General features: G+C 59.2%; 23 protein-coding genes. 17 read left to right on the top strand and 6 right to left on the bottom strand.

Going from position 1 to position 21,291, the window contains the following annotated elements:
* Nucleotides 1-6: 6 nt before the first annotated feature.
* Complete coding sequence (locus B0H98_RS02840; protein ID WP_106373540.1) at nucleotides 7-1,416, bottom strand: PhoH family protein; 1,410 nt, start codon at nucleotides 1,414-1,416, stop codon at nucleotides 7-9.
* Nucleotides 1,417-1,595: 179 nt separating this feature from the next.
* Nucleotides 1,596-2,465: a LysR family transcriptional regulator gene (locus B0H98_RS02835; protein ID WP_106373539.1), complete on the bottom strand. Its 870-nt coding sequence runs from the start codon at nucleotides 2,463-2,465 to the stop codon at nucleotides 1,596-1,598.
* A 188-nt stretch (nucleotides 2,466-2,653) separates the two neighbouring features.
* Between B0H98_RS02835 and B0H98_RS02830 the strand changes: the two genes are divergently transcribed.
* Nucleotides 2,654-3,520, top strand: a complete 867-nt coding sequence (locus tag B0H98_RS02830) for a cation diffusion facilitator family transporter (protein WP_106373538.1) — start codon at nucleotides 2,654-2,656, stop codon at nucleotides 3,518-3,520.
* A 112-nt stretch (nucleotides 3,521-3,632) separates the two neighbouring features.
* Nucleotides 3,633-3,902, top strand: coding sequence for a hypothetical protein (locus B0H98_RS02825; protein ID WP_106373537.1), 270 nt, complete (start codon nucleotides 3,633-3,635; stop codon nucleotides 3,900-3,902).
* Between the two features lie 74 nt (nucleotides 3,903-3,976).
* On the opposite strand, the gene B0H98_RS02820 is transcribed toward B0H98_RS02825, so the two are convergent.
* Complete coding sequence (locus tag B0H98_RS02820; protein ID WP_106373536.1) at nucleotides 3,977-4,162, bottom strand: DUF3008 family protein; 186 nt, start codon at nucleotides 4,160-4,162, stop codon at nucleotides 3,977-3,979.
* A 123-nt stretch (nucleotides 4,163-4,285) separates the two neighbouring features.
* Here B0H98_RS02820 and ybaK point away from each other — a divergent pair, with 123 nt between their 5' ends.
* The 6 genes from ybaK to B0H98_RS02790 all read left to right on the top strand — a co-directional run bounded on the left by ybaK (nucleotide 4,286) and on the right by B0H98_RS02790 (nucleotide 11,250).
* Nucleotides 4,286-4,753: a Cys-tRNA(Pro) deacylase gene (gene ybaK / locus B0H98_RS02815; protein ID WP_106373873.1), complete on the top strand. Its 468-nt coding sequence runs from the start codon at nucleotides 4,286-4,288 to the stop codon at nucleotides 4,751-4,753.
* A 101-nt stretch (nucleotides 4,754-4,854) separates the two neighbouring features.
* Complete coding sequence (gene dbpA / locus B0H98_RS02810; RefSeq protein ID WP_106373872.1) at nucleotides 4,855-6,252, top strand: ATP-dependent RNA helicase DbpA; 1,398 nt, start codon at nucleotides 4,855-4,857, stop codon at nucleotides 6,250-6,252.
* A gap of 54 nt (nucleotides 6,253-6,306) precedes the next feature.
* Nucleotides 6,307-7,182 (top strand): PA4780 family RIO1-like protein kinase, encoded by an 876-nt coding sequence (locus tag B0H98_RS02805; protein WP_106373535.1) that lies wholly within the window; start codon nucleotides 6,307-6,309, stop codon nucleotides 7,180-7,182.
* Between the two features lie 71 nt (nucleotides 7,183-7,253).
* A complete protein-coding gene (locus tag B0H98_RS02800; protein WP_106373534.1) occupies nucleotides 7,254-8,297 on the top strand; it encodes an AbrB family transcriptional regulator in 1,044 nt (347 codons plus the stop codon).
* 19 nt (nucleotides 8,298-8,316) lie between these two features.
* Entirely contained in the window at nucleotides 8,317-10,185 is a 1,869-nt protein-coding gene (locus B0H98_RS02795) for an ABC transporter ATP-binding protein (RefSeq protein WP_106373533.1), read from the top strand.
* A 57-nt stretch (nucleotides 10,186-10,242) separates the two neighbouring features.
* Nucleotides 10,243-11,250, top strand: a complete 1,008-nt coding sequence (locus B0H98_RS02790; protein ID WP_106373532.1) for a zinc-dependent alcohol dehydrogenase family protein — start codon at nucleotides 10,243-10,245, stop codon at nucleotides 11,248-11,250.
* 57 nt (nucleotides 11,251-11,307) lie between these two features.
* On the opposite strand, the gene B0H98_RS02785 is transcribed toward B0H98_RS02790, so the two are convergent.
* A complete protein-coding gene (locus B0H98_RS02785; RefSeq protein ID WP_106373531.1) occupies nucleotides 11,308-11,574 on the bottom strand; it encodes a hypothetical protein in 267 nt (88 codons plus the stop codon).
* Nucleotides 11,575-11,733: 159 nt separating this feature from the next.
* On the opposite strand from B0H98_RS02785, the gene B0H98_RS02780 reads away from it, so the two are divergent.
* Both B0H98_RS02780 and B0H98_RS02775 read left to right on the top strand, forming a co-directional pair.
* Nucleotides 11,734-12,912 (top strand): hypothetical protein, encoded by a 1,179-nt coding sequence (locus tag B0H98_RS02780; protein WP_106373530.1) that lies wholly within the window; start codon nucleotides 11,734-11,736, stop codon nucleotides 12,910-12,912.
* Between the two features lie 8 nt (nucleotides 12,913-12,920).
* Entirely contained in the window at nucleotides 12,921-13,775 is an 855-nt protein-coding gene (locus B0H98_RS02775; RefSeq protein ID WP_106373529.1) for a mechanosensitive ion channel family protein, read from the top strand.
* Nucleotides 13,776-13,799: 24 nt separating this feature from the next.
* Here the strand turns inward: B0H98_RS02775 and B0H98_RS02770 are convergent, their stop codons facing one another.
* Nucleotides 13,800-14,531, bottom strand: a complete 732-nt coding sequence (locus tag B0H98_RS02770) for a YebC/PmpR family DNA-binding transcriptional regulator (RefSeq protein ID WP_106373528.1) — start codon at nucleotides 14,529-14,531, stop codon at nucleotides 13,800-13,802.
* 199 nt (nucleotides 14,532-14,730) lie between these two features.
* Between B0H98_RS02770 and B0H98_RS02765 the strand changes: the two genes are divergently transcribed.
* Together B0H98_RS02765 and B0H98_RS02760 are read left to right on the top strand one after the other, a co-directional pair.
* Nucleotides 14,731-15,354 (top strand): LysE family translocator, encoded by a 624-nt coding sequence (locus B0H98_RS02765; protein WP_106373527.1) that lies wholly within the window; start codon nucleotides 14,731-14,733, stop codon nucleotides 15,352-15,354.
* Nucleotides 15,355-15,430: 76 nt separating this feature from the next.
* On the top strand, nucleotides 15,431-15,916 hold the full coding sequence (locus B0H98_RS02760; protein ID WP_106373526.1) for a glutathione peroxidase: 486 nt from the start codon (nucleotides 15,431-15,433) through the stop codon (nucleotides 15,914-15,916).
* Here B0H98_RS02760 and B0H98_RS02755 read toward each other — a convergent pair whose 3' ends face one another.
* On the bottom strand, nucleotides 15,917-16,300 hold the full coding sequence (locus B0H98_RS02755; RefSeq protein ID WP_106373525.1) for a DUF7079 family protein: 384 nt from the start codon (nucleotides 16,298-16,300) through the stop codon (nucleotides 15,917-15,919).
* A gap of 158 nt (nucleotides 16,301-16,458) precedes the next feature.
* Between B0H98_RS02755 and fabV the strand changes: the two genes are divergently transcribed.
* The 5 genes from fabV to B0H98_RS02730 all read left to right on the top strand — a co-directional run bounded on the left by fabV (nucleotide 16,459) and on the right by B0H98_RS02730 (nucleotide 21,204).
* The gene (gene fabV, locus B0H98_RS02750) at nucleotides 16,459-17,655 is read left to right on the top strand and encodes an enoyl-ACP reductase FabV (protein ID WP_106373524.1); all 1,197 of its coding nucleotides are present in this window, start codon (nucleotides 16,459-16,461) and stop codon (nucleotides 17,653-17,655) included.
* A 146-nt stretch (nucleotides 17,656-17,801) separates the two neighbouring features.
* Nucleotides 17,802-18,329 carry a PRC-barrel domain-containing protein gene (locus B0H98_RS02745; RefSeq protein ID WP_106373523.1) on the top strand — a complete coding sequence of 176 codons (528 nt, stop codon included), beginning with the start codon at nucleotides 17,802-17,804 and terminating at the stop codon, nucleotides 18,327-18,329.
* A gap of 292 nt (nucleotides 18,330-18,621) precedes the next feature.
* Nucleotides 18,622-18,966: a hypothetical protein gene (locus B0H98_RS02740; RefSeq protein WP_106373522.1), complete on the top strand. Its 345-nt coding sequence runs from the start codon at nucleotides 18,622-18,624 to the stop codon at nucleotides 18,964-18,966.
* Nucleotides 18,967-19,230: 264 nt separating this feature from the next.
* Nucleotides 19,231-19,974, top strand: a complete 744-nt coding sequence (locus B0H98_RS02735) for a PRC-barrel domain-containing protein (RefSeq protein WP_244182948.1) — start codon at nucleotides 19,231-19,233, stop codon at nucleotides 19,972-19,974.
* Between the two features lie 255 nt (nucleotides 19,975-20,229).
* The gene (locus B0H98_RS02730) at nucleotides 20,230-21,204 is read left to right on the top strand and encodes a GlxA family transcriptional regulator (protein WP_106373520.1); all 975 of its coding nucleotides are present in this window, start codon (nucleotides 20,230-20,232) and stop codon (nucleotides 21,202-21,204) included.
* The last annotated feature ends 87 nt before the right edge of the window (nucleotides 21,205-21,291 follow it).

Below are 21,291 nucleotides of genomic sequence, written 5' to 3'. Positions count from 1 at the left end.
GCGCCGCTACAAGAGCTCCTCGGCGGCCAGAGCCAGACGTGAGCGCTCCACGCTTTTCAGGGTGATGTGCCCGGCATGAGGCCAGTCGCGAAAGCGCTCGACCACGGCGGCCATGCCACAGGTGTTGGCGGTCAGGTAGGGCGTATCGATCTGGCCGACGTTGCCCAGGCACACAATCTTGGTATTACGCCCGGCCCGGGTAACCAGGGATTTGAGCTGTTTCGGGGTGAAGTTCTGCGCCTCGTCGATGATCAGAAAAGTGTCGTTCAGAGTGCGCCCACGCATGAAGCTTGGCGAGCGGATCTGCACCCGCGAGCCGATCAGTTGGCGCGTAGCACCGTTGTCCCAGCTGGATTCACCCTCTTCGTTACGCAGCAGGTTATCCATGTTGTCGTGGAAGGCGCCCATCCACGGCGACATCTTCTCCTCTTCGGTACCCGGCAGAAAGCCGATATCCTCGCCCATGGGAATGGGGGCGCGGGTGAACACGATCCGCTCGAACAGCTTGGCATCCAGGGTCTGCTGAAAGGCGGCGGCAAGCGTCATGAAGGTTTTACCCGTGCCCGCGTTGCCGGCAATGGTGACCAGGTCAATGTCGGGGTCCATCAGCAGGTTAAGGGTAAAGTTCTGGCGACTATCGTGGGCGTGAACGCCCCAGACACCGGCGTGGTGGCGGTAGTTGGTCAAGAGTTGCAGGCGGGCGGAGGCGGGCGAGAGCTCGCGGATGATGGCTTCGAACTCGGCGCCATTTTCACTATCGGATACCAGCATGCCCAGATGCCAGTGGCGCGGCATGGTGCCGCTCAGCTGATAGAAGGTCTGGTGGCCGACGCGTTCCACGCTGACCTCCACGTTCAATGCCTCCCAGAGTGACGCGCCGTTCAGGCCTGCATCGGCGTACACCTGGGCGCCTTCGATCATGGCGTCGCTGTCGGAATATGCTCGGTCGTTGAGGTAGTCCTCCACCGGCACCTTGAGCGCGGCGGCCTTGACGCGCAGATTGATATCCTTGGTGATCAGGATGACCGAGGCGTCCGGACGCTCATCGCGAAGACGGCAGGTTTCAGCCAGAATGCGGTTGTCCGGGCTATCGTTTAAAGCGTCAAAGGGTTTTAGGTCGCTGTAGCAGAGAAAGTGGAGCCGGCCGGTTTCGCCGCTGATACGAGGAATGGGTATACCGCGTTGAATCTCGCTGAAGGTGACCTGACTGGTGAGGTCAGAGAGCGTACGGCTGATTTGCCGCGCCGTACGGGCAAGTTCACGACTGCCGTTTTTATGCTTGTCCAGCTCCTCAAGAACCGTCATGGGAATCACCACGTCATGCTCATCGAAGTGATAGAGCGCGGCGGGGTCATGAATCAGGACATTGGTGTCCAGCACGTAAAGCCTGGTCGCTTTCTTATCGAGTTTTACCATCGGGGATATAACTCCTTGGTTGACGGCAATACCGACACTGGCAGTTACATCTTACGCTTTTATGACACTCGCCGGTGTCGCTCCCTGGGTGCGGCCCGTGATCTCCTTATGCGGCGCTTTTTATTAGCGTGGAAGGCAAACGCGTTTTTTTCCACTGCTATATTTCAGTCGCGTTGCGTTCAGCGGGTATCGCCCAGGAAGTGCGCCACCTTATTTAGCAGGGCAGTGGCCACCACACCTAGATTTTCCCCCTCCACGTAGCGGTAGTAGTGGCTGTCCAGCGCAAGATCATGATTCAGCGCGCATAGACGTTTGTCGTCGATGGCATTCTTGACCAGCGGGTGGGGCAGCAGTGCCCAGCCGGTGCCGTTGATCACCGCGTCACGAATTACCTCGAACATGGTGAATCCCAGGTAGTTGGCGGAAAACAGTGCCTCATTGACCAGCCTATCTTCCTGAATATGGGTCAGGCATACCTGGGTGTACTGCGCGAGATCATCCCGGTTGACGCTGGGCAGCCGGCTCAACGGGTGATGCGGCGAGGCGACCAGGCGCATGCCTACAGGGGCCAGGTTGGCGGCATTGGTGACCACGCCTTCAGCGGTATACAGGCCAAAGGCGATATCCACCGTCTGGCGCAGAATGAACTGGCTATGCTCCTGGGGTGGAACCAGGTAGACGGAGATCGCGGTCAGGGGAAACTGCTGTTTCAAGTCGTGCATTACCTGGCGCCAGAAAATTTCCGGCAGCGCATCGTCGCGGGCAATGCACAGCTGGCTCTCGACGCCTTGCAGGTGCTGGTGGCAGTGCTTTTTGATGCGACTGGCGCTGGTCAGGAAACGGTAGCAGTCAGGCAGTACGCTTTCGCCCACCGGGGTGAGCTGAAGGCTGTTGCCGGAGCGTTCGAACAGCGCCACGCCAAGGCTATCTTCAAGTGCATGAACGGCCGCACTCAGCGTGCTGCGCTTGATGCCCGACTGGCGGGCGGCGGCGGCGAATGAGCCGTGTTCGGTAACTTCCACAAAAGCCTGGACCTGTTCAGCGCGCATAGCGTCTTCCCGATTGAGCGCCAATTTTTATAGCGCTGAGCGATTCGTTAAACCTTAGCATGCCGGTTACCATGCGGCACGATTTCCTAAGTGCTGTATGTAATAAGTACTGTATGAAAATTACCGGTACTTAGGATTTTAGCCCACCCTACTTTTGTTAAAGACCTCTTTGAAACGGAGTTTTCAGCGTGACCCCCTTTGTTGCCGAGCGCCGTGCGCTAAGATTTTCCGCCATTTCCGCAAGCCTGTTTGCATTGACCGGGCTGGTACTGGGATTGGCCAGCGGTTCCATCACCATCTTGTTTGACAGCGGCTATTCGCTGTTGAGCCTTGCTCTGGCGTCGCTCTCGCTGCTTGCCCTGCAGCAGGCGCGTAAACCGGCGGATGATCACTACCCCTTTGGGCGGCTGACGGTAGAGCCTCTTGCCGTACTGCTCAAAGGCGTAATGATTGCGCTGGTGTGCCTGTTTTCGATGGTGTCAGCGGTATGGAGCCTGTTGCAGGGCGGGCGCCTGGTAACGCTTGACCTGGCGATCCTGTTCAGCCTGGCCAACGTGGGCGGCTGCCTGTTGACCTGGTGGTGGCTCAAGCGCTATGCGCGCATTGCCCGCTCTTCCTTGCTTGCCGCTGAGCTGCGCCAGTGGCAGATGGACACCGGGCTGAGTGCGGCGGTCATGTTCGGCTTCGCGCTGACCTGGCTTCTGACCCTGACCCCCTGGGCGGGCTACGCACGCTTTGCCGACCCGGTCATGGTGCTGATTATCGCGGGCTACTTTCTGCCCATGCCGGTGCGCATGGTGCGCGGAGCGCTGCGCGAGCTGATGTTTGGCGAGCCGGTGGGCCGCATTCGCCAGGAAATGGTCGATGAAGTGGCTGACTTCGATATCGCCAGTGGCGATGTGCGCCTGGCTCAGGTGGGCAGTTTCCTGATGGTGGATATTCAGCTTGACAAGCAGCAGATCGATGATGCCGAAGAGATTGTCGAAAGCGTGGAGCAGCATTGTGTGCAGCGTAATCTGCGCCCGATTACCAGTATCACGCTGGTCACCAGCTAGCGCGGGAAAAGCAGGCTTGCTAAAAAGATTGACGGTAAAAGGGCAGAATGATATCTAGCGCTACCGACAAAGCGTGTCGGCCCCATACCGTACTTTCGAGGGTTTACGAAACATGCCACTGCGCCGCTGTTTGCCCGTGCTGCTTGCAACCGTTCTGGTTGCGGGATGCGCAAGTTCCACCGTTGCACCACGCTATACCACGAATAACCCGGATGTGATCCGCATCGGCGGTGAGCGCCCCTCCAATGCCGACCCGCGCACGGAAGATGCCGGCTCCTACTGCATGGAAACCGCCGAGCGTTGGAACGAGCATGGCCGGACTCCCGATGGCCAGACGCTATGGGCCAAGGATACCCTGCGCCGGGTGGTACCCTGTCAGTAAGCACCTGCCTGTATCAGCATGACGCCAGCTCGATAAGCTGGCGTCATGCTGTCAAGCGCTTGCACCTGGGGTAGCTAATCGCCTTTCTTTTGCGGCTTGCCCTTGCGCTGGGTGCTTGCCATCTCCTCGAGTTCCTCTTCGCTCATCGAGTCGTACATGTCCTTGGATGATTCATGAAGCTCGCTCGGCTTGGTTTCTCCACGTTTGGCGGAAAGCGCGGCACCCGCGGCCTTTTGCTGGGCCTTCGATTTGGCTGGCATGATAAAGCTCCTGTCGATTGACTTTGCTTTAGGGCTTACGCTATTTAGCCTAGCAGTGGGGAAGCGGCTTTCCAGCGCTCTGAAAGAGCGCTGTACATGTTTACCAATCATCAAGAGAGCACCATGACACCAGCGATCGACGCGGCACGAAAAGCCGGTATCCCGTTCGACATTCATGACTACCATCACGATGCAGCGGCGCAGTCCTATGGTCTGGAAGCCGCTGAAAAGCTGGGCGTTCCCGCCGAACGGGTGTTCAAGACCCTGGTGGTCAAACTCGATGGCAAGACGCTTGCGGTCGGTATCGTGCCGGTCACCCGCCAACTGGGGCTTAAGCAGATCGCCAAAGCCGCCGGGGCCAAGAAAGCGGTGATGGGCGTACCTGCCGAGGTCGAGCGTGCGACCGGCTATGTGCTGGGGGGCGTGAGCCCGCTTGGCCAGAAAAAGCGCTTGGCCACCTATATCGACGAGACGGCCAGGGGCTTTGCCAGTATCTACGTGAGCGCCGGACGGCGCGGGCTTGAAATAGAGCTTGGCCCCGACGATCTGGCCGCCCTTTGCCAGGCGGGCTTTGCGCCCCTTGGCGTATGAGAAGCACGCAGGGGTAGGCACTTTCTGGTATGGTGCTTGCCTTTAAAGTGCATTCTTTTCGTTATTTTTACTGGCCGTTGAACGGCCCTGCAGGTCTTATCGTGTCAGACGTCTCGTTCTCGTCGCTTGCCTTGCCGGCAGCGCTGCTTTCCAACCTTGAGTCGCTGGGCTATCACCAGATGACGCCGGTGCAGGCCCAGAGCCTGCCGCCCATGCTTGCCGGGCGCGATGTCATGGCACAGGCCAGAACCGGCTCGGGTAAAACGGCGGCGTTTGGGCTGGCACTGCTTGCCGAGCTGCGCGTGGAGGCGTTTTCCGTGCAGGGGCTGGTGCTTTGCCCCACCCGCGAACTGGCCGACCAGGTGGCCGAAGAGCTGCGCCGCCTGGCGCGAGCCATGGCCAACGTCAAGGTATTGACGCTTTGCGGCGGCGCCCCGTTCGGCCCCCAGCTCGGCTCGCTCGAGCACGGCGCCCATATCGTGGTGGGCACGCCGGGTCGTATTGATGAACACTTGCGCAAGGGCTCCCTGACGCTTGGTTCCCTGCGCACGCTGGTGCTGGATGAAGCCGATCGCATGCTGGACATGGGCTTTCAGGCGACCCTGGATGCCATCATCGCCGAGACCCCGGCGGATCGTCAGACACTGCTGTTCAGCGCCACCTTCCCGGATGAGCAGGAAGCCGGCGGGCTTGCCACCATGACGCGTGGCGTGATGGTGGACCCCGTCTCGGTCAAGGTAGCCGAGATGCACGATGCCACCACTATCGAGCAGCATTTCTATGAAGTGCCCAATGAAGAGGCCCGCTTTGCCGCGCTGAAGCAGCTTCTGCTGGTCAACCGGCCCACCACCAGCGTGGTGTTCTGCAACACCAAGCGCGAGACTCAGGCGGTGGCCGATAGTCTGGTGGATGCCGGGTTCAGCGCCGTGGCACTGCACGGTGATCTGGAGCAGAAGGATCGCGACCGCATTCTGATACTGTTTGCCAACCAGAGTGCCTCGATTCTGGTGGCCACCGACGTGGCCGCCCGCGGGTTGGATATTGCTCAGCTGGACGCCGTGTTCAACTACCAGATTGCCCGTGAGCTGGACGTTCACGTTCACCGGGTAGGGCGCACCGGCCGCGCCGGGGCCAGTGGCATCGCCTGCACATTGGTGACTCCGCAGGAGACCTACCGGTTAGGGCGCCTTTCAGAGCTGCTGGGCGAGCCGCTTGCCACCGAGGCGCTGCCCAAGGCGTCGCACTCTGCCCCCTTCGAGCCGCCCATGGCGACGCTGCAACTCTCCGGCGGCAAGAAGGACAAGCTGCGCCCGGGGGATATTCTTGGCGCGCTGACCAGCGAAGGCGGGCTCAAGGGCGATCAGGTAGGCAAGATCAAGGTGCTCGCGCGCAGCGCCTATGTGGCCGTCACCTACTCGGCGGTTGACAAGGCCCAAGCGAAGCTTGAGCGCGACAAGTTGAAAGGGCGGGCCTTTCGCGTTCGCCGGATTCGTTATTAGACACTCGATACCGTTGGCCATGCCGACTCATCAAAGGAGCCATTACCGCTAACCATGAAGACACCCAAACGATTACAGCCCCTGGTCGATGACGGCCTGATCGATGAGGTGCTGACGCAGTTGATGAGCGGCAAGGAAGCTCAGGTTTTCGTTGTGCGCTGTGGTGACGATGTGCGCTGTGCCAAGGTGTTCAAGGAAGCCAAGCAGCGCAGCTTCAAGCAGGCCGTGCAGTACCAGGAAGGCCGCAAGGAGCGCAACAGCCGCCGCGCCCGCGCCATGTCGAAGAAAACCCGCTACGGCCAGAAAGAGCAGGAACAGGCGTGGCTGACCGCTGAGGTGGATGCGCTTTATCGACTGGCGGCCGCCGACGTGCGTGTGCCCAAGCCCTACGGCTTTGTCGATGGCGTACTGCTGATGGAAATGATCACCGACGCGCAAGGCGCTGTGGCACCGCGCCTGGATGATGTCACGCTGACCCACGAGCAGGCGCTACGCTACCACGACAAGGTCATCACGGACGTGGTGCGCATGCTGTGCGCGGGCCTGATCCACGGCGATCTGTCGGAATTCAACGTGCTGGTGGATGCCGAAGGCCCGGTCATCATCGACTTGCCCCAGGCCGTTGACGCTGCCGGTAACAATAGCGCGGCCGCCATGCTCGAGCGCGACGTGGATAACATGCGCGCCTACTTTGGCCGCTATGCGCCGGAGCTTCTGAACACGCACTACGCCAAGGAAATGTGGGCCTTGTATGAGGCAGGCGAGCTGCACCCGGACAGCAAGCTGACGGGTCACTTCACCTTCTCGACCCACATTGCGAACGTGGATGAGCTGATGGAAGTGATCGACGACGCCAAGGAAGAAGAGGCCGAACGTCAGGCGCGTATGCGCGACGATGACGACAGCGACGAGATTCCCCAGCCCTACTAGGCGGCTCTGGGCGGGCAAGAAGCGCTGAGGCGTCAAGCACGATACAAGGAGCCGGTGTGAAGGGCATCAGGATGAGCGCGGGGACGGCAAGAGGGTTATTCACATCGCTTGCGGTGGGCGCGCTCGGGGGTGTCGTCTTCGAACTTACCGGCCTGCCGCTTGCCTGGATGCTGGGCCCGCTGATTGCCAATCTGCTGGTATCGTCCCGGGGCGTGAACGTGGTGATTCCCGAGCGGCTGCGCAGCGTCTTTCTGGCGGTGATGGGGCTGGTGCTGGGCAGCCAGGTCACGCCGGAACTTGCCAGCCGCGTGGTGGACTGGCCGCTTTCCGCCTTGCTGTTGCTCTTGGGAGTAGCGGCGTCCACCGCCGTGGCCGCGGCCTGGTATCGGCGCTGCGGGTTTGACCCGGTAAGCGCCTGGTTCGGGGCTGCCCCCGGTGCCATGACCGCCATGATCCTGCTGGGCGACAAGTGCGGCGGCGACCCCCAGCGCATTGCCGTTGCCCAGTCGCTGCGCGTAATTCTGGTGATCCTGTTTCTGCCGCCGCTGTTCTGGGCCTACGAAGGCGGCAGCGTGGCAGGCGCGACACAGGCGTCCGGATTTGAACACGCCTGGATGCTGCTGCTGATTCCACTGCTGTTGACGCTAGGTCGCTGGCTGCGCCTGCCTACCCCGGCACTGCTGGCCCCGCTGCTTGCCGCTGCGCTGCTTTCCGGCTTCGATGTCGCAAGCCTTGCGCTGCCCGAGTGGGGCATGAACGTGATGCTCTGGGTGCTGGGCAGCGCCATCGGCTCGCGCTTCAAGGGCATGACGCGCAGGCTTTTAGGTCGCTATCTGTGGCAGTCGGGCATTGCCACGCTTTTGGCGCTGTGCGTGCTTGGGCTGTTTGCCGAGCTGATTCATCAGCTGCTGGGCGTCGGGCGCGATGTGGCCCTGCTGGCCCTGGCACCGGGCGGGATTGGCGAAATGGCCATTCTGGCGGTGGCGCTGAATATCGACCCCGTGTTTGTCGCCTTTCATCATCTTTTACGCATGGTGGCGCTCATGCTGTTTGCGCCGTTCTGGGCCCGCTGGCTGCTGCGTCGGCAGAGCGCTCCTTCATCCCGCGATGGATAAGTAACGTAAGGAACCTTCCATGTTGTCTCGTTTGCTGCACCCGCTGTTTCGTTACTTTGAAACCCGTGTGAATCCTTACCCGGCAGGTGAGGTTCAGACCCCACCCAAGGGGCTTTTGCCGTTTATCTGGCACTTCTCGCGCCCCGTGCTGCCACTGCTGGTCGCCATGACGCTGTTCACGGCGCTGGTGTCATCCGCGGAGGTATTCTTCTTCAGCTACATGGGCGAGCTGGTGGACTGGCTTGGCAACGTCGAGCGCGAAGGCTTCTGGTCGGCCCACGGGCCGTGGCTGATAGGGGTTGGCGTCATGGTGCTGGTGGGGCTGCCGCTGCTGGTGCTGGCGCAGTCGCTGGTGACTCATCAAAGCATCTTCGGCAACTACCCGATGATTGGCCGCTGGCTCTCGCACCGCCACATGCTCAACCAGAGTCTGGCGTTCTATCAGGATGAGTTTGCCGGCCGGGTATCGCAGAAAGTGATGCAGACGGCGCTGGCCATTCGCGAGACGGTCACCAAGGTGATGGGCCTGCTGGTCTACGCCATCGTGTATTTCACCGGGGCGGCCATCCTGCTCGGTCGGGCGGATTTGTGGCTGCTGCTGCCGCTGGGCCTGTGGCTTGTGGGTTATCTCGCCATCATGCGCTTTTTCGTGCCCCGGCTGCGCGATGTGTCCATGGCCCAGGCCAATGCGCGCGCCCAGATGACCGGCCGGGTAGTGGACAGCTACAGCAATATCCAGACCATCAAGCTGTTTGCTGATACCGAGCGCGAACAGCGCTATGCCCGCGACGCCATGGAGGGATTCATGGACACCGTGCATCAGCAGATGCGTCTGGTCACCATCATGAGCGTGTGCCTGACGCTGTTGAACACCGCACTGCTGGTGGGCACCGCCGGCATGGCCATCAGCACCTGGTATTACGACGCCATCTCGGTGGGGGTACTGACCATCGCCATTGCCCTGGTGATGCGCATACGTTTCATGTCCGACTGGATACTTTGGGAAGTGGCCGGGCTGTTCGAGAACATCGGCACCGTGCAGGACGGCATGAACACCATTGCCCAGGAGCCGAGCATTCGCGATATCCCTGATGCTCCCGCGCTTGCAGTACCCCAGGGCGAGATACACTTTGACGGTTTGTGCTTTGGCTATGCACAGGCCAAGGGCGAAAGCCGCACGGTGTTTGATGGCCTGGACCTGACCATCGCGCCAGGTGAAAAGATCGGCCTGATCGGGCGCTCCGGGGCGGGCAAGTCGACTCTTGCTAACCTGCTGCTGCGCTTTTACGACGTGCAGGGCGGGCGCATTCTGATCGACGGCCAGGATATCTCCCAGGTCAATCAGACCTCGCTGCGCCATCAGATCGGCATGGTGACTCAGGATACCTCGCTTTTACACCGTTCACTGCGCGACAACATCCGCTACGGGAGCCCGCAGGCCAGCGACGAGGATGTCTGGACCGCTGTATGCCGTGCCCACGCCGATGCGTTTATCAACGATCTGGTTGACCCCGAGGGCCGCCGGGGGCTCGATGCCCACGTGGGCGAGCGGGGCGTCAAGCTCTCCGGCGGGCAACGCCAGCGAATTGCCATCGCCCGGGTACTGTTGAAGAACGCGCCCATTCTGGTGCTCGATGAAGCCACCTCGGCGCTCGATTCTGAAGTGGAGGCGGCGATTCAGGAGCAGCTCGACGAGCTGATGGAAGGCAAGACCGTGATCGCCATCGCGCATCGGCTCTCCACCATTGCCATGCTTGATCGGCTGATCGTGGTCGAGCAGGGGCGGATCGTGGAAAGCGGCACCCATACGCAGCTGCTGGCAAAAAACGGTATCTACGCCAGCCTGTGGAAGCGCCAGTCGGGTGGTTTTTTGGGCGTGGATGTGTGAGAAGTCTGATCGTCTGCTAACGTGTCTTTCACAGATAGCGCAATCAGGAGATGCCTCATGCAAGTGGTCACGCTACAAGCGCCCGGTGGACTGGATAAGCTGAACGTACAGGATGCGCCGAACCCGGGAGCACCGGGTCCGGGCGAGATTCGGGTTCGTGTGCATGCAAGCTCTTTGAACTTTCACGATTACGGCGTCGTGGCCGGCATGATGCCTACCGCCGATGGGCGTATTCCCATGTCCGATGGGGCCGGGATCGTCGAAGAAGTCGGGGATGGCGTGAGCGAATTCGCTGTGGGTGACCGCGTGGTATCGACATTCTTTCCGCATTGGCTGGAAGGGCCGGCGCGGATTGCCGATTTCACCACCACCCCCGGCGACGGCGTGGACGGCTACGCCTGCGAGCAGGTGGTTCGTCCGGTGGAGTGGTTTACTCACCAGCCCAAGGGCTATAGCCATGCAGAGTCGGCCACGCTGACCACCGCCGGCCTTACCGCCTGGCGCGCGCTGGTGGTCGACGGCGGCCTGAAAGCCGGCGATACGGTGCTGGTGCTGGGTTCCGGCGGGGTGTCCGTGTTTGCGCTTCAGTTTGCGCGCATGATGGGCGCCGAGGTGATTGCCACGTCCTCCTCCAACGAGAAGCTGGCCCGCCTCAAGGAACTGGGCGCGGCGCATACCATCAACTACAAGGAAGAGCCGGAGTGGGGCAAGAGAGTGAAAGCGCTGACCGGCGGTGAAGGCGTGGACCATATCGTCGAAGTCGGCGGGCCCGGCACGCTGCCTCAGTCCATCGATGCGATCAAGATTGGCGGGCATATTTCACTGATTGGCGTGCTGACCGGCCGCCAGGGCGATGTACCCACCGCCAAGCTGATGGCCAAGCAGGCGCGCCTGCAGGGGCTGATTGTAGGCAGCCGCCGCCATCAGATGGAAATGATCAGAGCACTTGAGGCCAATGACATGCGTCCGGTCATTGACCGTGAGTTTGCCCTTACCGATATCGCTGACGCGTTTCGCTACCAGGAAGACGGCAAGCACCTGGGCAAGATCTGCCTGACCTATTAGACGACGTCTTGCACCATCGCCTGCCGCGTGGTCTGCGTACCACGCGGCAGGCAGTGTTCACTCCGCCTGACGACTATAGACCACTCCCTTGATCTCCAGCTCCCAGATGGTGTCGTAGGGCACGGTGATGCTGCTGATCTCATCGGCGTCGCCATGATTATCCAGAAGCTCTCTTTCGGGAATGACAGTGGCATCCATTCCCCGTGCGTTCTGAATACGGGCACTGAAGCGCTTGCCTTCCCGATCAATCAGCACACGCTCTCCCGCCATACATTTTTCAAGCTTGGCATACAGCTCTTTCTCGCTGACATGAACAATGCTCATGATCGCCTCCTGGGTAAACGCTCGACGTTTGCGGGTTGAAAAGGGGTCCCTTAAAGAGTTCATTTTAGTCGATAAGTTCGAATAGACCGCAATGGCATCAGGCTGCGTGCTAATCTTGATCTTCCTTTACTCTTCTTACGACAAGCCCTGAGATTGACGATGACGCAGCGTTCGACAAAAGCCGTTTCAGCGCCCTGGGCGGTGGTGGCGCTCGATGAATTCACCACACCGGAAAGTACCCAGGCGAGCCAGTGGCGCAGAACCTGGCGGGCGGTGGCTTCCCGAATGGTGGGCAAGCGCGATGCCGAGCAGCAGGCAAAGCAAGAGCACGAGCTGCGCATGCTGCCGGAGATAAGGCTTGCACATCTGGTGCCGAGCATCGATTGGTCGCCCGCTGCCGAACAGCTTTCCCGGACGCTTTTTCAGCAGAAGCTGGAGAGTGAACCGGTGGTGTTCTTTATTACCCCACCTCACGGCGGCCATGCGGCGGTCGTTAGCCACTGGGCTCGGCAGCAGGGCATCAACGAGATAGCACCGCCCACCTATCAGGCGCTGAGCGATGGTTGCCTTGAGTGGGTAGAACACTGTGCGCCGTTCAAGCGCTGGGCGCTCCCCGCCCTTGAGCGCCATATGCTGCGTCATTCCCAAGGGCTTCAGGGCGTGCGAGCGTTCCTGGAGCGCGCCATGAGCGGACGTTTGGGCCACGGCGTGATTGGCTGCGACAGCTGGACCTACGCTTACCTGCAGCATGCGGTAGGCGTGGAAGGCGCGCCCGTGTTTACCCTCCAGGCACTGGAGGGTGAGCAGCTGGCCGACTATTTTTCCGCCATTGCCGATAGCGGCAAGAATGGACTCGCCGTGTATAGCACGCGCACCGGCAAGCCGGTGCTGGCGAGTTCTGACGATAGCGAGCGTGCTCGTAAAGCGCCTGTAAATAAAGAGCTGCAGCGCCTGGCGGCGCACTGCCGTGGGCATCTGGGCGTTGCCTGGCACTACTGGCGCGAACAGCTGCGCGAACCCGCATCCAGACACGGTTCTGAAGATGGCTCTCACGAGCTGTGGCTGCTGGATGCTCTAGCGGATGCCGAGCTTCCGGCGGCGACCGGCGATGTGGCCATGCTGGTACTGCACGCGCTATTGCTTCACGGGGGGCTTGACGATCAGGCGCTGGGCGATGTGCTGCCGTTTTCCCACCATGAGGCGTTGAACGCCCGGCTGGCGCTGACGCGTCAGGGCATTGTGGCGCGTCAGGACAACCGTTGGCAGGTGGCCCCGCTAAGCTATGCCAGCGTCCGGCAACTGCTGGAATCTCGTAACTACCTTGTCGACCCGCTGTAGGAGCCTCGATGGACGATCCAAAGCAGTACGCCCGGCTGTTTAACGATATTGATGGTCAGACATTGATCACGCTGGCGGTGATACTCACAAGCGTGGTCCTGCTGATTATCGTCAGCCAGCGGGGGCTGAACTGGCTGGCCAACCGGCTGCACGGGCAGGTGCGTTTTCGCGTATTTGCTCTGGTGCCCCTGACCCGGCTGATCATCCTGATCACTGCGTTGGCCATTGCCGTACCGATCGTGATCGAACCTTCGCTGCGCAATATGGTGACGGTACTGGGCGCGGTGGGCCTGGCGATTGGCTTTGCCTTGAAAGATTATGTCAGCAGCCTGATTGCCGGGGTGGTATCGGCCATTGAGCTGCCTTACCGGCCGGGGGACTGGGTGGATATCGAAGGCACCTACGGTGAGGTGCGGCATGTGGGCATGCGCACCGTGAAGATTCTGACCCCGGATGATGATCTGGTGGCGATGCCGCATCTCAAGCTGTGGGATACGGCTGTCTATAATGCCAATAACGGCGAGACCAGCCTGCAGTGCGTGGCGAGTTTCTATCTTCACCCGGAGCATGAAGCAGGCTGGGTACGCAAGGCGCTGCGCGATATTGCCCTGACCAGCGCCTATCTCAAGTTTGACCAGCCGATCATCGTGGTGGCCGAAGAGCAGCCCTGGGGTACGCACTACCGTATCCGCGCCTACCCCGTGGACCCACGTCAGCAGTTTCTGTTTATCACCGACCTGACCGTGCGCGGCAAGCGGGTACTGAGTCAGGCGGGCGTCAAGGCGGCGCTGCTGCCGCCTGATGCGGTGATGGACTCATCGGACAGCGCAGGCGGAAGGCGTGGGCAGCATCCAGGCCGCTAAAGGCGGCCCTAAGGCCGGGGCCGGTTACTCGCTCTGTTCGGGAAGCTCGGCGCTGTGGAAAACGTTCTGCACGTCGTCCAGCTCGTTGAGCATGCCCAGAAACTTCTCGAACATGACCAGATCGTCGCCTTCGATGGGCGTGGTGTTCTGCGGTACAAACTGAATCTCATCGACTTCAAAATCGATCTCGCCAAACGCATCGATCAGCGCCTGCTTGGCCTTGGCGTATTCGGTGTGCGGGGCGAATACGGTGAGCTGACCCTCTTCCTGCTCGATGTCGGTAACGTCGACATCGGCTTCCATCAGCGCTTCCAGCACGCTCTCTTCATCCTGGCCTGCAAAGACGAAGATCGCGCAGTGATCGAACATGTGGCTGACGCTGCCGGGGGTGCCGATCTTGCTCTTTGTCTTGGTAAAGCAGCCGCGCACGTCGCCGAAGGTGCGGTTGGGGTTATCGGTCAGACAGTCGACGATCACCATGGCGTTGCCGGGGCCAAAGCCTTCGTAGCGCGCCGGGGAGAAATCCTCGCCGCCAGCGCCGCTGGCCTTGTCCAGCGCCTTGTCGATGACGTGCGAAGGCACCTGATCCTTTTTCGCCCGCTCCATCAAGCCACGCAGCGCCAGGTTGCCGTTAGGATCGGTACCACCTGCCTTGGCGACGACGTAAATTTCACGCCCGTACTTGCTGTAGACCTTGGTTTTCGCTGCGGCCGTCTTGGCCATAGATTCCTTACGGTTTTGAAACGCCCTACCCATATCGAAGTCCTTTATTAGCCATGCACCGCCTGTCGTGATAGCAGGCGCCATTTCATGAAAAGGGGAAAATTTTACCCAACAGCGTACCATGCTAACAGCGTTATTTAAGCGTGTTGGCGTTATGCGAAGGCCACCTCTGTCACACAGCGGTATTGGCGTATACTGGCGACTATTCATTACCCAAGGAATTTGCACCAAAATGCCGTTTTCACTCTGGTTATCGTTGGCCGCGATCTGCGCCATGGGGGCCATGTCGCCAGGGCCGAGTCTGGCCCTGGTACTGCGCCATACGCTGGGCGGCGGGCGTCTGCCCGGAATGACAGCGGCACTTTTTCACGCGCTGGGTGTGGGGTTCTATGCGCTTTTAACCGTCTGGGGCCTGGGCGCCTTGATTACCCGCTCGCCAGAGGTCTTTCAATTGATTACCTGGTGCGGCGCGGCGTATCTGGCCTGGCTGGGTATCAAGGCGCTGCGCGCGGGCCGGGAAGGTGATATCCGAGCGAACGCCGTTGCCACGACAAGCCGCCAGGCGGCAAAAGAGGGCGTGCTGGTAGCCCTGGGCAACCCCAAGCTGATCATCTTTTTTGTTGCCCTGCTTAGCCAGTTCGTGACTCCGGACATGAGCGCCATGGCCAAGACTATCGTGGTACTGACCGCCATGTTGATTGATGGCGGCTGGTACGTGCTGGTGGCAGTGGGGTTATCGCACTCACGGGTGCTGCCCTGGCTGCAGCGTCACGCCCACTGGGTCAACCGACTGACCGGCGTACTCTTGATTGCCCTGGCCCTGCGAGTGGTGGCCGGGCCTATCACCTTTAGCTGAAGTATGGGTGCTGGCGTCCATGCGTTGGTCGTGGCAAGGTAATCTCTATATCGCCTAGAAGGTTCAAGGCCCAACCATGACAATCTACGATCAAGACTGCTATACCCACCAAGGCCAGCCGTTCAACCTGCGTGCCCTGCGCGGGCAGGTGCTGCTGGTGGTCAATGTGGCCAGCCAGTGCGGATTTACGCCTCAGCTTGAAGAGCTTGAAACGCTCTATCAGCGCTACCGTGACCGCGGTTTTACCGTGCTGGGCTTCCCATGCAACCAGTTTGGCCGGCAGTCGCCGGAAAATGCCGAGGCGTTCTGTGCGTTTGGCGAACAGACCTATGGTGTCAGCTTTCCGCTGATGGAGAAGGTCAACGTCAATGGCGGTAGTGCGCACCCGCTGTTTGTGCTGCTTAAAAAGCAGGCGCCGGGCGTGCTGGGCACCCAGGCCATCAAGTGGAATTTCACCAAGTTTCTGGTGGGCCGCGATGGCAAGGCAGTGGCGCGTTTTGGTCCGCGTGATCACGGTTATCCGCTGCGCCGGGCGGTCGAGGCGGCGCTCGATCAGCCGTGATCAGAGCTCGCCGCGCGCTACCTTGACCCGGTTCATCAGTTCCACCCAGCGATGGCGTACCATCATGGTGGTCAGGCCCGAAAAGAGTGCCCAGCTTTTGCGCCGCCAGCCCTTCAGGCGCAGGTTGTGCCTGACCAACTGCTGCATCAGCTTGTAATCGTCGAACTTGCGCCACTCGCTGGCAATCGAGAGCTGGTGGCGCGACATCACAGGTGCAAGCTCCAGACGGAACATCCACTCCAGATCCATCAACGTCATTTCATGCTGTTCGATGACCTCGACCATACGGGCGTAGTCGCGTTCGCTGGGTTCGCGGTCCAGCCACAAAGGGGCCAGGGCAAGCCAAAGGTCGCCGCGTTCGTCGACTAGCTGCTGTGCGTTCATCATGGCCTCTTGGGCTTTGGCGGGAGGGGGCACTATCGTGCCGTGAAAGGCAACTAAGCTCAAGAGCGGACAGCGCTCGCCTGGCAGGCTAAAATAGCCTCCATCGCTTGCGGCATTGTCATGCCGATAATGAAATCAATCCGATAACGAGGTCCGATGTGATTATTAAACCTAAAGTGCGCGGCTTTATCTGCACGACGACTCATCCCAAGGGCTGTGAGCAGAACGTTCGCGAGCAGATCGAAGCGACCCGTGCACGCGGTTTGGATAAAAGCGCCGGCCCCAAGAAGGTGTTGGTAATTGGTGCCTCCAGCGGCTATGGCCTGGCTGCGCGTATTACCGCCGCCTTCGGCTACGGCGCCGATACCCTTGGCGTATTCTTTGAAAAGCCCAGCAGCGACAAGAAAACAGGCACCGCGGGCTGGTACAACAGCGCTGCTTTCGACAAGTTCGCCAAGCAAGAAGGCCTTTACAGCAAATCCATCAATGGCGATGCCTTCTCCCATGAAGCGCGTGAAAAGGCCATCGAGCTGATCAAGCAGGACATGGGCGAGATTGATCTGGTGGTGTATTCGCTGGCATCCCCGGTGCGCAAGCTGCCGGACAGCGGTGAGCTCAAGCGCTCCAGCCTGAAACCGATTGGCGAGACCTACCGCGCGACCGCCATCGATACCAACAAGGATACGATCATCGAGGCCGAAGTCGAGCCAGCTACCCAGCAGGAAATCGATGACACCATCACCGTGATGGGCGGCGAAGATTGGGAATTGTGGATGGAGGCGCTCGACCAGGCAGGCGTGCTGGCCCAGGGCGCGCGCAGCGTGGCGTTCAGCTACATTGGCACGGAAATCACCTGGCCGATCTACTGGCACGGTGCGCTTGGCAAGGCGAAAGAGGATCTGGACCGCGCCGCTACGGCCATCGACGACAAGCTGAAAACCAGCGGCGGCGGTGCCAACGTTGCGGTGCTGAAATCCGTGGTCACCCAGGCAAGTGCTGCCATTCCGGTCATGCCGCTATATATCGCCATGGTATATCGCATCATGAAAGAGCAGGGCGTGCACGAAGGCACCATCGACCAGTTGAACCGCCTCTTTGGTGAGCGCCTTTATGGTTCGGATATGAGCACCGATGAGAAAGGTCGGCTGCGCCTGGACGACTGGGAGCTGCGCGATGATATTCAGCAGGCTTGCCAGGATCTCTGGCCGGAAGTCACCACGGAAAACCTGTTCGAGATCACCGATTACGCCGGTTACAAGCACGAATTCCTGAAGCTGTTCGGTTTTGAACGTGACGATGTCGACTACGATGCAGACGTGGACCCCAACGTCGAGTTCGACGTCATCAATCTGTAAGCCTCAACGAGGTTGCTGAATTGCCGGGCCATAGCGCCCGGCAATTTGCGTTTTATTCATCATCGGGGGCGGGCTTTTTTTAGAAGTTGGTTGTTTTTCACCAGGTCGACTAATCTGTAGTAGCCGCTTACTCAAGGAGAAGCTCTATGAAACGGACTACGTTAGCCATTGCCATTGCTGCACTCTGTACAGGAATTTCCGGGGGCGCCTTCGCCCAGGATAGCGATAGCACTGTGAGAGATAGCGAGGTTATCGAGGAGCAAGGCACTCCCGGTGAAAAGCACCCGGCTGCCATGGGCGGGGGCAATCGACCGGCGGATAACGACGAAAAGCGCGACTCCAATGAGCTGATGTCTCAGGAGATGCGCGACCTGGAGGGCGAGTCGGTCGTCAACCAGAAGGATGAAGAGATCGGTAACATCAGCCGTATCGTGGAGCATAAAGAGTCCGGCGAGCTTTACGCCATTATTTCGATTGGCGGTCTGTGGGGTATCGGCGATGAAGAAGTCGCCTTGCCGCTTTCCGAAATCGAGCTGCAAGACGATCAGCTGGTCACCAATACCACTTACGGCAGCGATGAAATCGAAGCGTCTGCGGAAAAGTACGATGAAGACAACTACAGCCAGATTGATAACAACATGACGCTGGAAGAAGCTCAGCGCCATCCTAATTGAAGGCGAAAGCTTTTATGGATAGGGATAGCAGTTGTTGAAGCATCAAATGCTCATTGATAAGGCCGTTCTAACTAACAGGTAGTTTAACGGTAGTGTAAGACTAGCGATTCAATGATCTGTCAAAGCGTCTTGTTTATCTTATCAAGGTAGGCAAGGCGCTTTTTAATGCCTGGCATATTTAATAGTAATTGATAACTTTCATTCAACTTTCAGTGAAGGGCGGTTTTGCATTGCTTGATATGACGTTGCTCAACTAGCTTTATTAAAGCACGCCAACTCAGGGAGAGAACCCATGAAAAGAATGCTATTAATTACCTTCATTGGTGCAACATGTACCGGTCTGTCTCTAGGTGCTTTTGCCAACAGCGCCAGCCACCATGATAGCCAATCAGCACAACAAGAAGATACGACGGCAGGACAGCTGCGTAGTATCGACGACTCGGCCAATTCAGATCACGAGTCAGGTAATAACGACAGCCATGATCATCAAAACGATAAAAACAGCCGCGATACAGGTTCACAAGGCCCTCAGCAAGGCCAGGATGGAAGCGATCTCGATATGGAAGACCAATCGAGCATGAATCGTGAGCTCCAAGAAGAACAGCGGGGCGCAGGCAACAGTAATACTCGGGATTAATTAGGCGCGGTTCGCAGCTGCATATGAGGATATATTGCCTGATTCTGATTTATCGAAGAAGTCAGGTATTTCAAGATCTGGAATCTTGCATGCCTCACTTTCATATTTGTTAACATTTGTAAGTTTTGGCGACTGACTTTGCGTTATTGTACCTTCATCTACTAGCCTTCATAAGTGTAAGCCAACCCAAGGAGAGATCTAATGAAACGGACAACACTCGCTATTGCTATCGGTGCGATTTTTACAGGTATGTCAGGTGGCCTTATGGCGCAGGACAATAACCAGAACGATACCGATAATGCTGATCGCATGACGACACAGCAGCAAAATGCCCCGGCAACCACACAAGATGCGACTCAGGCACGCACAGAAGAAGACACCATGGACGTACAGGTGGAGCAAGAGCCTGCCGACGTTCAGGTAGAGCAGGAATCACCGGATATCACCGTCGAGCAGTCTCAACCGGAAGTGACTATCGAGCAGCCTGAACCTGAGGTAACCATTGAGCAGCCCGAGCCAAACGTCACCGTCGAGCGCGCTGAGCCCAATGTTACCGTTGAGCAGGGCGGCGAACCTGATGTAAACGTTGAACAGGCTGACGATGCTCAGGTAGACGTCAATCAGCAAGAGAATGACCGCGACCATAACGACAACGCGCGGGCTGATCAAGATGAGCGTACCACTACGTTGATGTCTCACAATGTCAGCGACCTGGAAGGCATGACGGTAGTCAACCAGGATGACGAAGAGATCGGTGATGTGCAGCACATCGCCAAGCACAATGACTCAGGCGAGCTGTATGCGATCATCTCAGTTGGCGGTATCTGGGGCTTTGGCGCTACCGATATTGCCCTGCCGCTCGAGGAAATGCAGCTCGAAGACGATCGCCTGGTAATGGATACCACCTATGGCAGCGACCAGATCGAAGAGTCTTCCGATGAGTACAACGAAGATCACTATACCGAAGTCGATAGCGACATGACGCTATCTGAAGCGCACCAGCAGTAAGCGTTTCATGGCACGTCGTTTGGCTAACGCTTTAAAGACAGCATTGCCTGGGATGTAGTTTAAATAGTTTCAGGTTCAGCGAGCGCCAGCGACAGGGGCAAGACGTTTTCGTCTTGCCCCTTTTTTATTGGGGTAGGCAAACCATTGCGGGCAGAGCAGACGTTGCGACGCATTTTTTCAGCTATGGCTAACGGGCGCTGCCTCGCGGTGTGCAATTGGTTAAGATGGGGCCTCATTTTTTGACGGCGTTTTGGCATGCAGCATAGCACCCAGGCCTCTTCTTCCACGTTTACGCGTCAGCGTATAGGCGTATTACTGCTGCCCGGCTTTTCCATGCTCTCTCATGCCTGCGCGGTAGAGCCGCTGTTCATGGCCAACCAGCTGAGCGGCCAGCTGCTCTATCAGATATTTACACTGCACAGCGATGAGCAGCCCGTGCGCAGCAGCGCTCAGTTGACCTGTAATACCGACTATGCCCTTGAGACCTCGCCCCCGGGGCTGGACATGGTGCTGGTCTGCGCGCCTTCGCCACTCCCTTATGCGCTGCCTGCAAGACTCGTTGAGTGGCTGCGCCAGCAGCCAAATCGCACGGTGCTTGGCGGGCTTGCCGGCGGTGCAGAAGTGCTGGCGCGCGCCGGCTTGCTGGATGGCTACCGGGCCACGTTGCCCTGGGAGCGCTTTGCCACCTTTGCCCAGGCCTATCCCCAGGTCACGCTATCGCAGCAGCTTTTCGAGATCGACCGTAACCGCATGACCTGTGCCAGCGGCACGGCGGCCATGGACATGATGCTGACCCTGGTACGCCAACAGCACAGCGGCCGCCTGGTGGAGCAGGTATCAGAGCACTTCATGTGCGAGCGCATTCGTCTGGCGGACGAGCGCCAGCATGTACCGCTGCGCCATCGCCTTGGACATGCCCCGCAAAGCCTGGTAGACGCCGTCACGCTGATGGAAGCCAACATAGAAGAGCCGCTCTCCACGCTGGAGCTTTCCGAGCACCTGGGGATCTCCCGCCGTCAGCTTGAGCGGCTGTTCAAGAAGTATCTGCAGGCGGTACCCAGCCGTTACTATCTGAATCTGCGCCTGCAGGATGCGCGTAAACAGCTGCGCGAAAGCGACCGGGCAGTCGGTGACATCGCGCTGGCGACAGGCTTCTCCTCCGGCGCGCACTTCTCGACCGCCTACCGCAACCATTTTGGCCTGACCCCACGCGAAGAGCGCTTAGGCTGAGCAGGCCAGCGCTCTAAAAGCCTTGCGGCTGTCAGAAGCGCGCCTGCACCGTTTGTGAATAATCGTGAAATAGGTGCCGCTTTTCAT

Origin of the sequence: Vreelandella songnenensis (genome assembly GCF_003002925.1) — a bacterium.
GTDB classification, from domain to species: domain Bacteria; phylum Pseudomonadota; class Gammaproteobacteria; order Pseudomonadales; family Halomonadaceae; genus Vreelandella; species Vreelandella songnenensis.
The sequence above is the reverse complement of the archived record's forward strand: the minus strand, read 5'-3'. Positions and strand labels throughout refer to the sequence as shown.

Bases quoted from the DNA above. Each gene is read 5' to 3' on its own strand.
- B0H98_RS02840 (WP_106373540.1), bottom strand. From the start codon at position 1,416: ATGGTAAAACTCGATAAGAAAGCGACCAGGCTTTACGTGCTGGACACC.
- B0H98_RS02835 (WP_106373539.1), bottom strand. From the start codon at position 2,465: ATGCGCGCTGAACAGGTCCAGGCTTTTGTGGAAGTTACCGAACACGGC.
- B0H98_RS02825 (WP_106373537.1), top strand. From the start codon at position 3,633: ATGCCACTGCGCCGCTGTTTGCCCGTGCTGCTTGCAACCGTTCTGGTT.
- B0H98_RS02820 (WP_106373536.1), bottom strand. From the start codon at position 4,162: ATGCCAGCCAAATCGAAGGCCCAGCAAAAGGCCGCGGGTGCCGCGCTT.
- ybaK (WP_106373873.1), top strand. From the start codon at position 4,286: ATGACACCAGCGATCGACGCGGCACGAAAAGCCGGTATCCCGTTCGAC.
- B0H98_RS02805 (WP_106373535.1), top strand. From the start codon at position 6,307: ATGAAGACACCCAAACGATTACAGCCCCTGGTCGATGACGGCCTGATC.
- B0H98_RS02800 (WP_106373534.1), top strand. From the start codon at position 7,254: ATGAGCGCGGGGACGGCAAGAGGGTTATTCACATCGCTTGCGGTGGGC.
- B0H98_RS02795 (WP_106373533.1), top strand. From the start codon at position 8,317: ATGTTGTCTCGTTTGCTGCACCCGCTGTTTCGTTACTTTGAAACCCGT.
- B0H98_RS02790 (WP_106373532.1), top strand. From the start codon at position 10,243: ATGCAAGTGGTCACGCTACAAGCGCCCGGTGGACTGGATAAGCTGAAC.
- B0H98_RS02785 (WP_106373531.1), bottom strand. From the start codon at position 11,574: ATGAGCATTGTTCATGTCAGCGAGAAAGAGCTGTATGCCAAGCTTGAA.
- B0H98_RS02780 (WP_106373530.1), top strand. From the start codon at position 11,734: ATGACGCAGCGTTCGACAAAAGCCGTTTCAGCGCCCTGGGCGGTGGTG.
- B0H98_RS02775 (WP_106373529.1), top strand. From the start codon at position 12,921: ATGGACGATCCAAAGCAGTACGCCCGGCTGTTTAACGATATTGATGGT.
- B0H98_RS02770 (WP_106373528.1), bottom strand. From the start codon at position 14,531: ATGGGTAGGGCGTTTCAAAACCGTAAGGAATCTATGGCCAAGACGGCC.
- B0H98_RS02765 (WP_106373527.1), top strand. From the start codon at position 14,731: ATGCCGTTTTCACTCTGGTTATCGTTGGCCGCGATCTGCGCCATGGGG.
- B0H98_RS02760 (WP_106373526.1), top strand. From the start codon at position 15,431: ATGACAATCTACGATCAAGACTGCTATACCCACCAAGGCCAGCCGTTC.
- B0H98_RS02755 (WP_106373525.1), bottom strand. From the start codon at position 16,300: ATGAACGCACAGCAGCTAGTCGACGAACGCGGCGACCTTTGGCTTGCC.
- B0H98_RS02745 (WP_106373523.1), top strand. From the start codon at position 17,802: ATGAAACGGACTACGTTAGCCATTGCCATTGCTGCACTCTGTACAGGA.
- B0H98_RS02740 (WP_106373522.1), top strand. From the start codon at position 18,622: ATGAAAAGAATGCTATTAATTACCTTCATTGGTGCAACATGTACCGGT.
- B0H98_RS02735 (WP_244182948.1), top strand. From the start codon at position 19,231: ATGGCGCAGGACAATAACCAGAACGATACCGATAATGCTGATCGCATG.
- B0H98_RS02730 (WP_106373520.1), top strand. From the start codon at position 20,230: ATGCAGCATAGCACCCAGGCCTCTTCTTCCACGTTTACGCGTCAGCGT.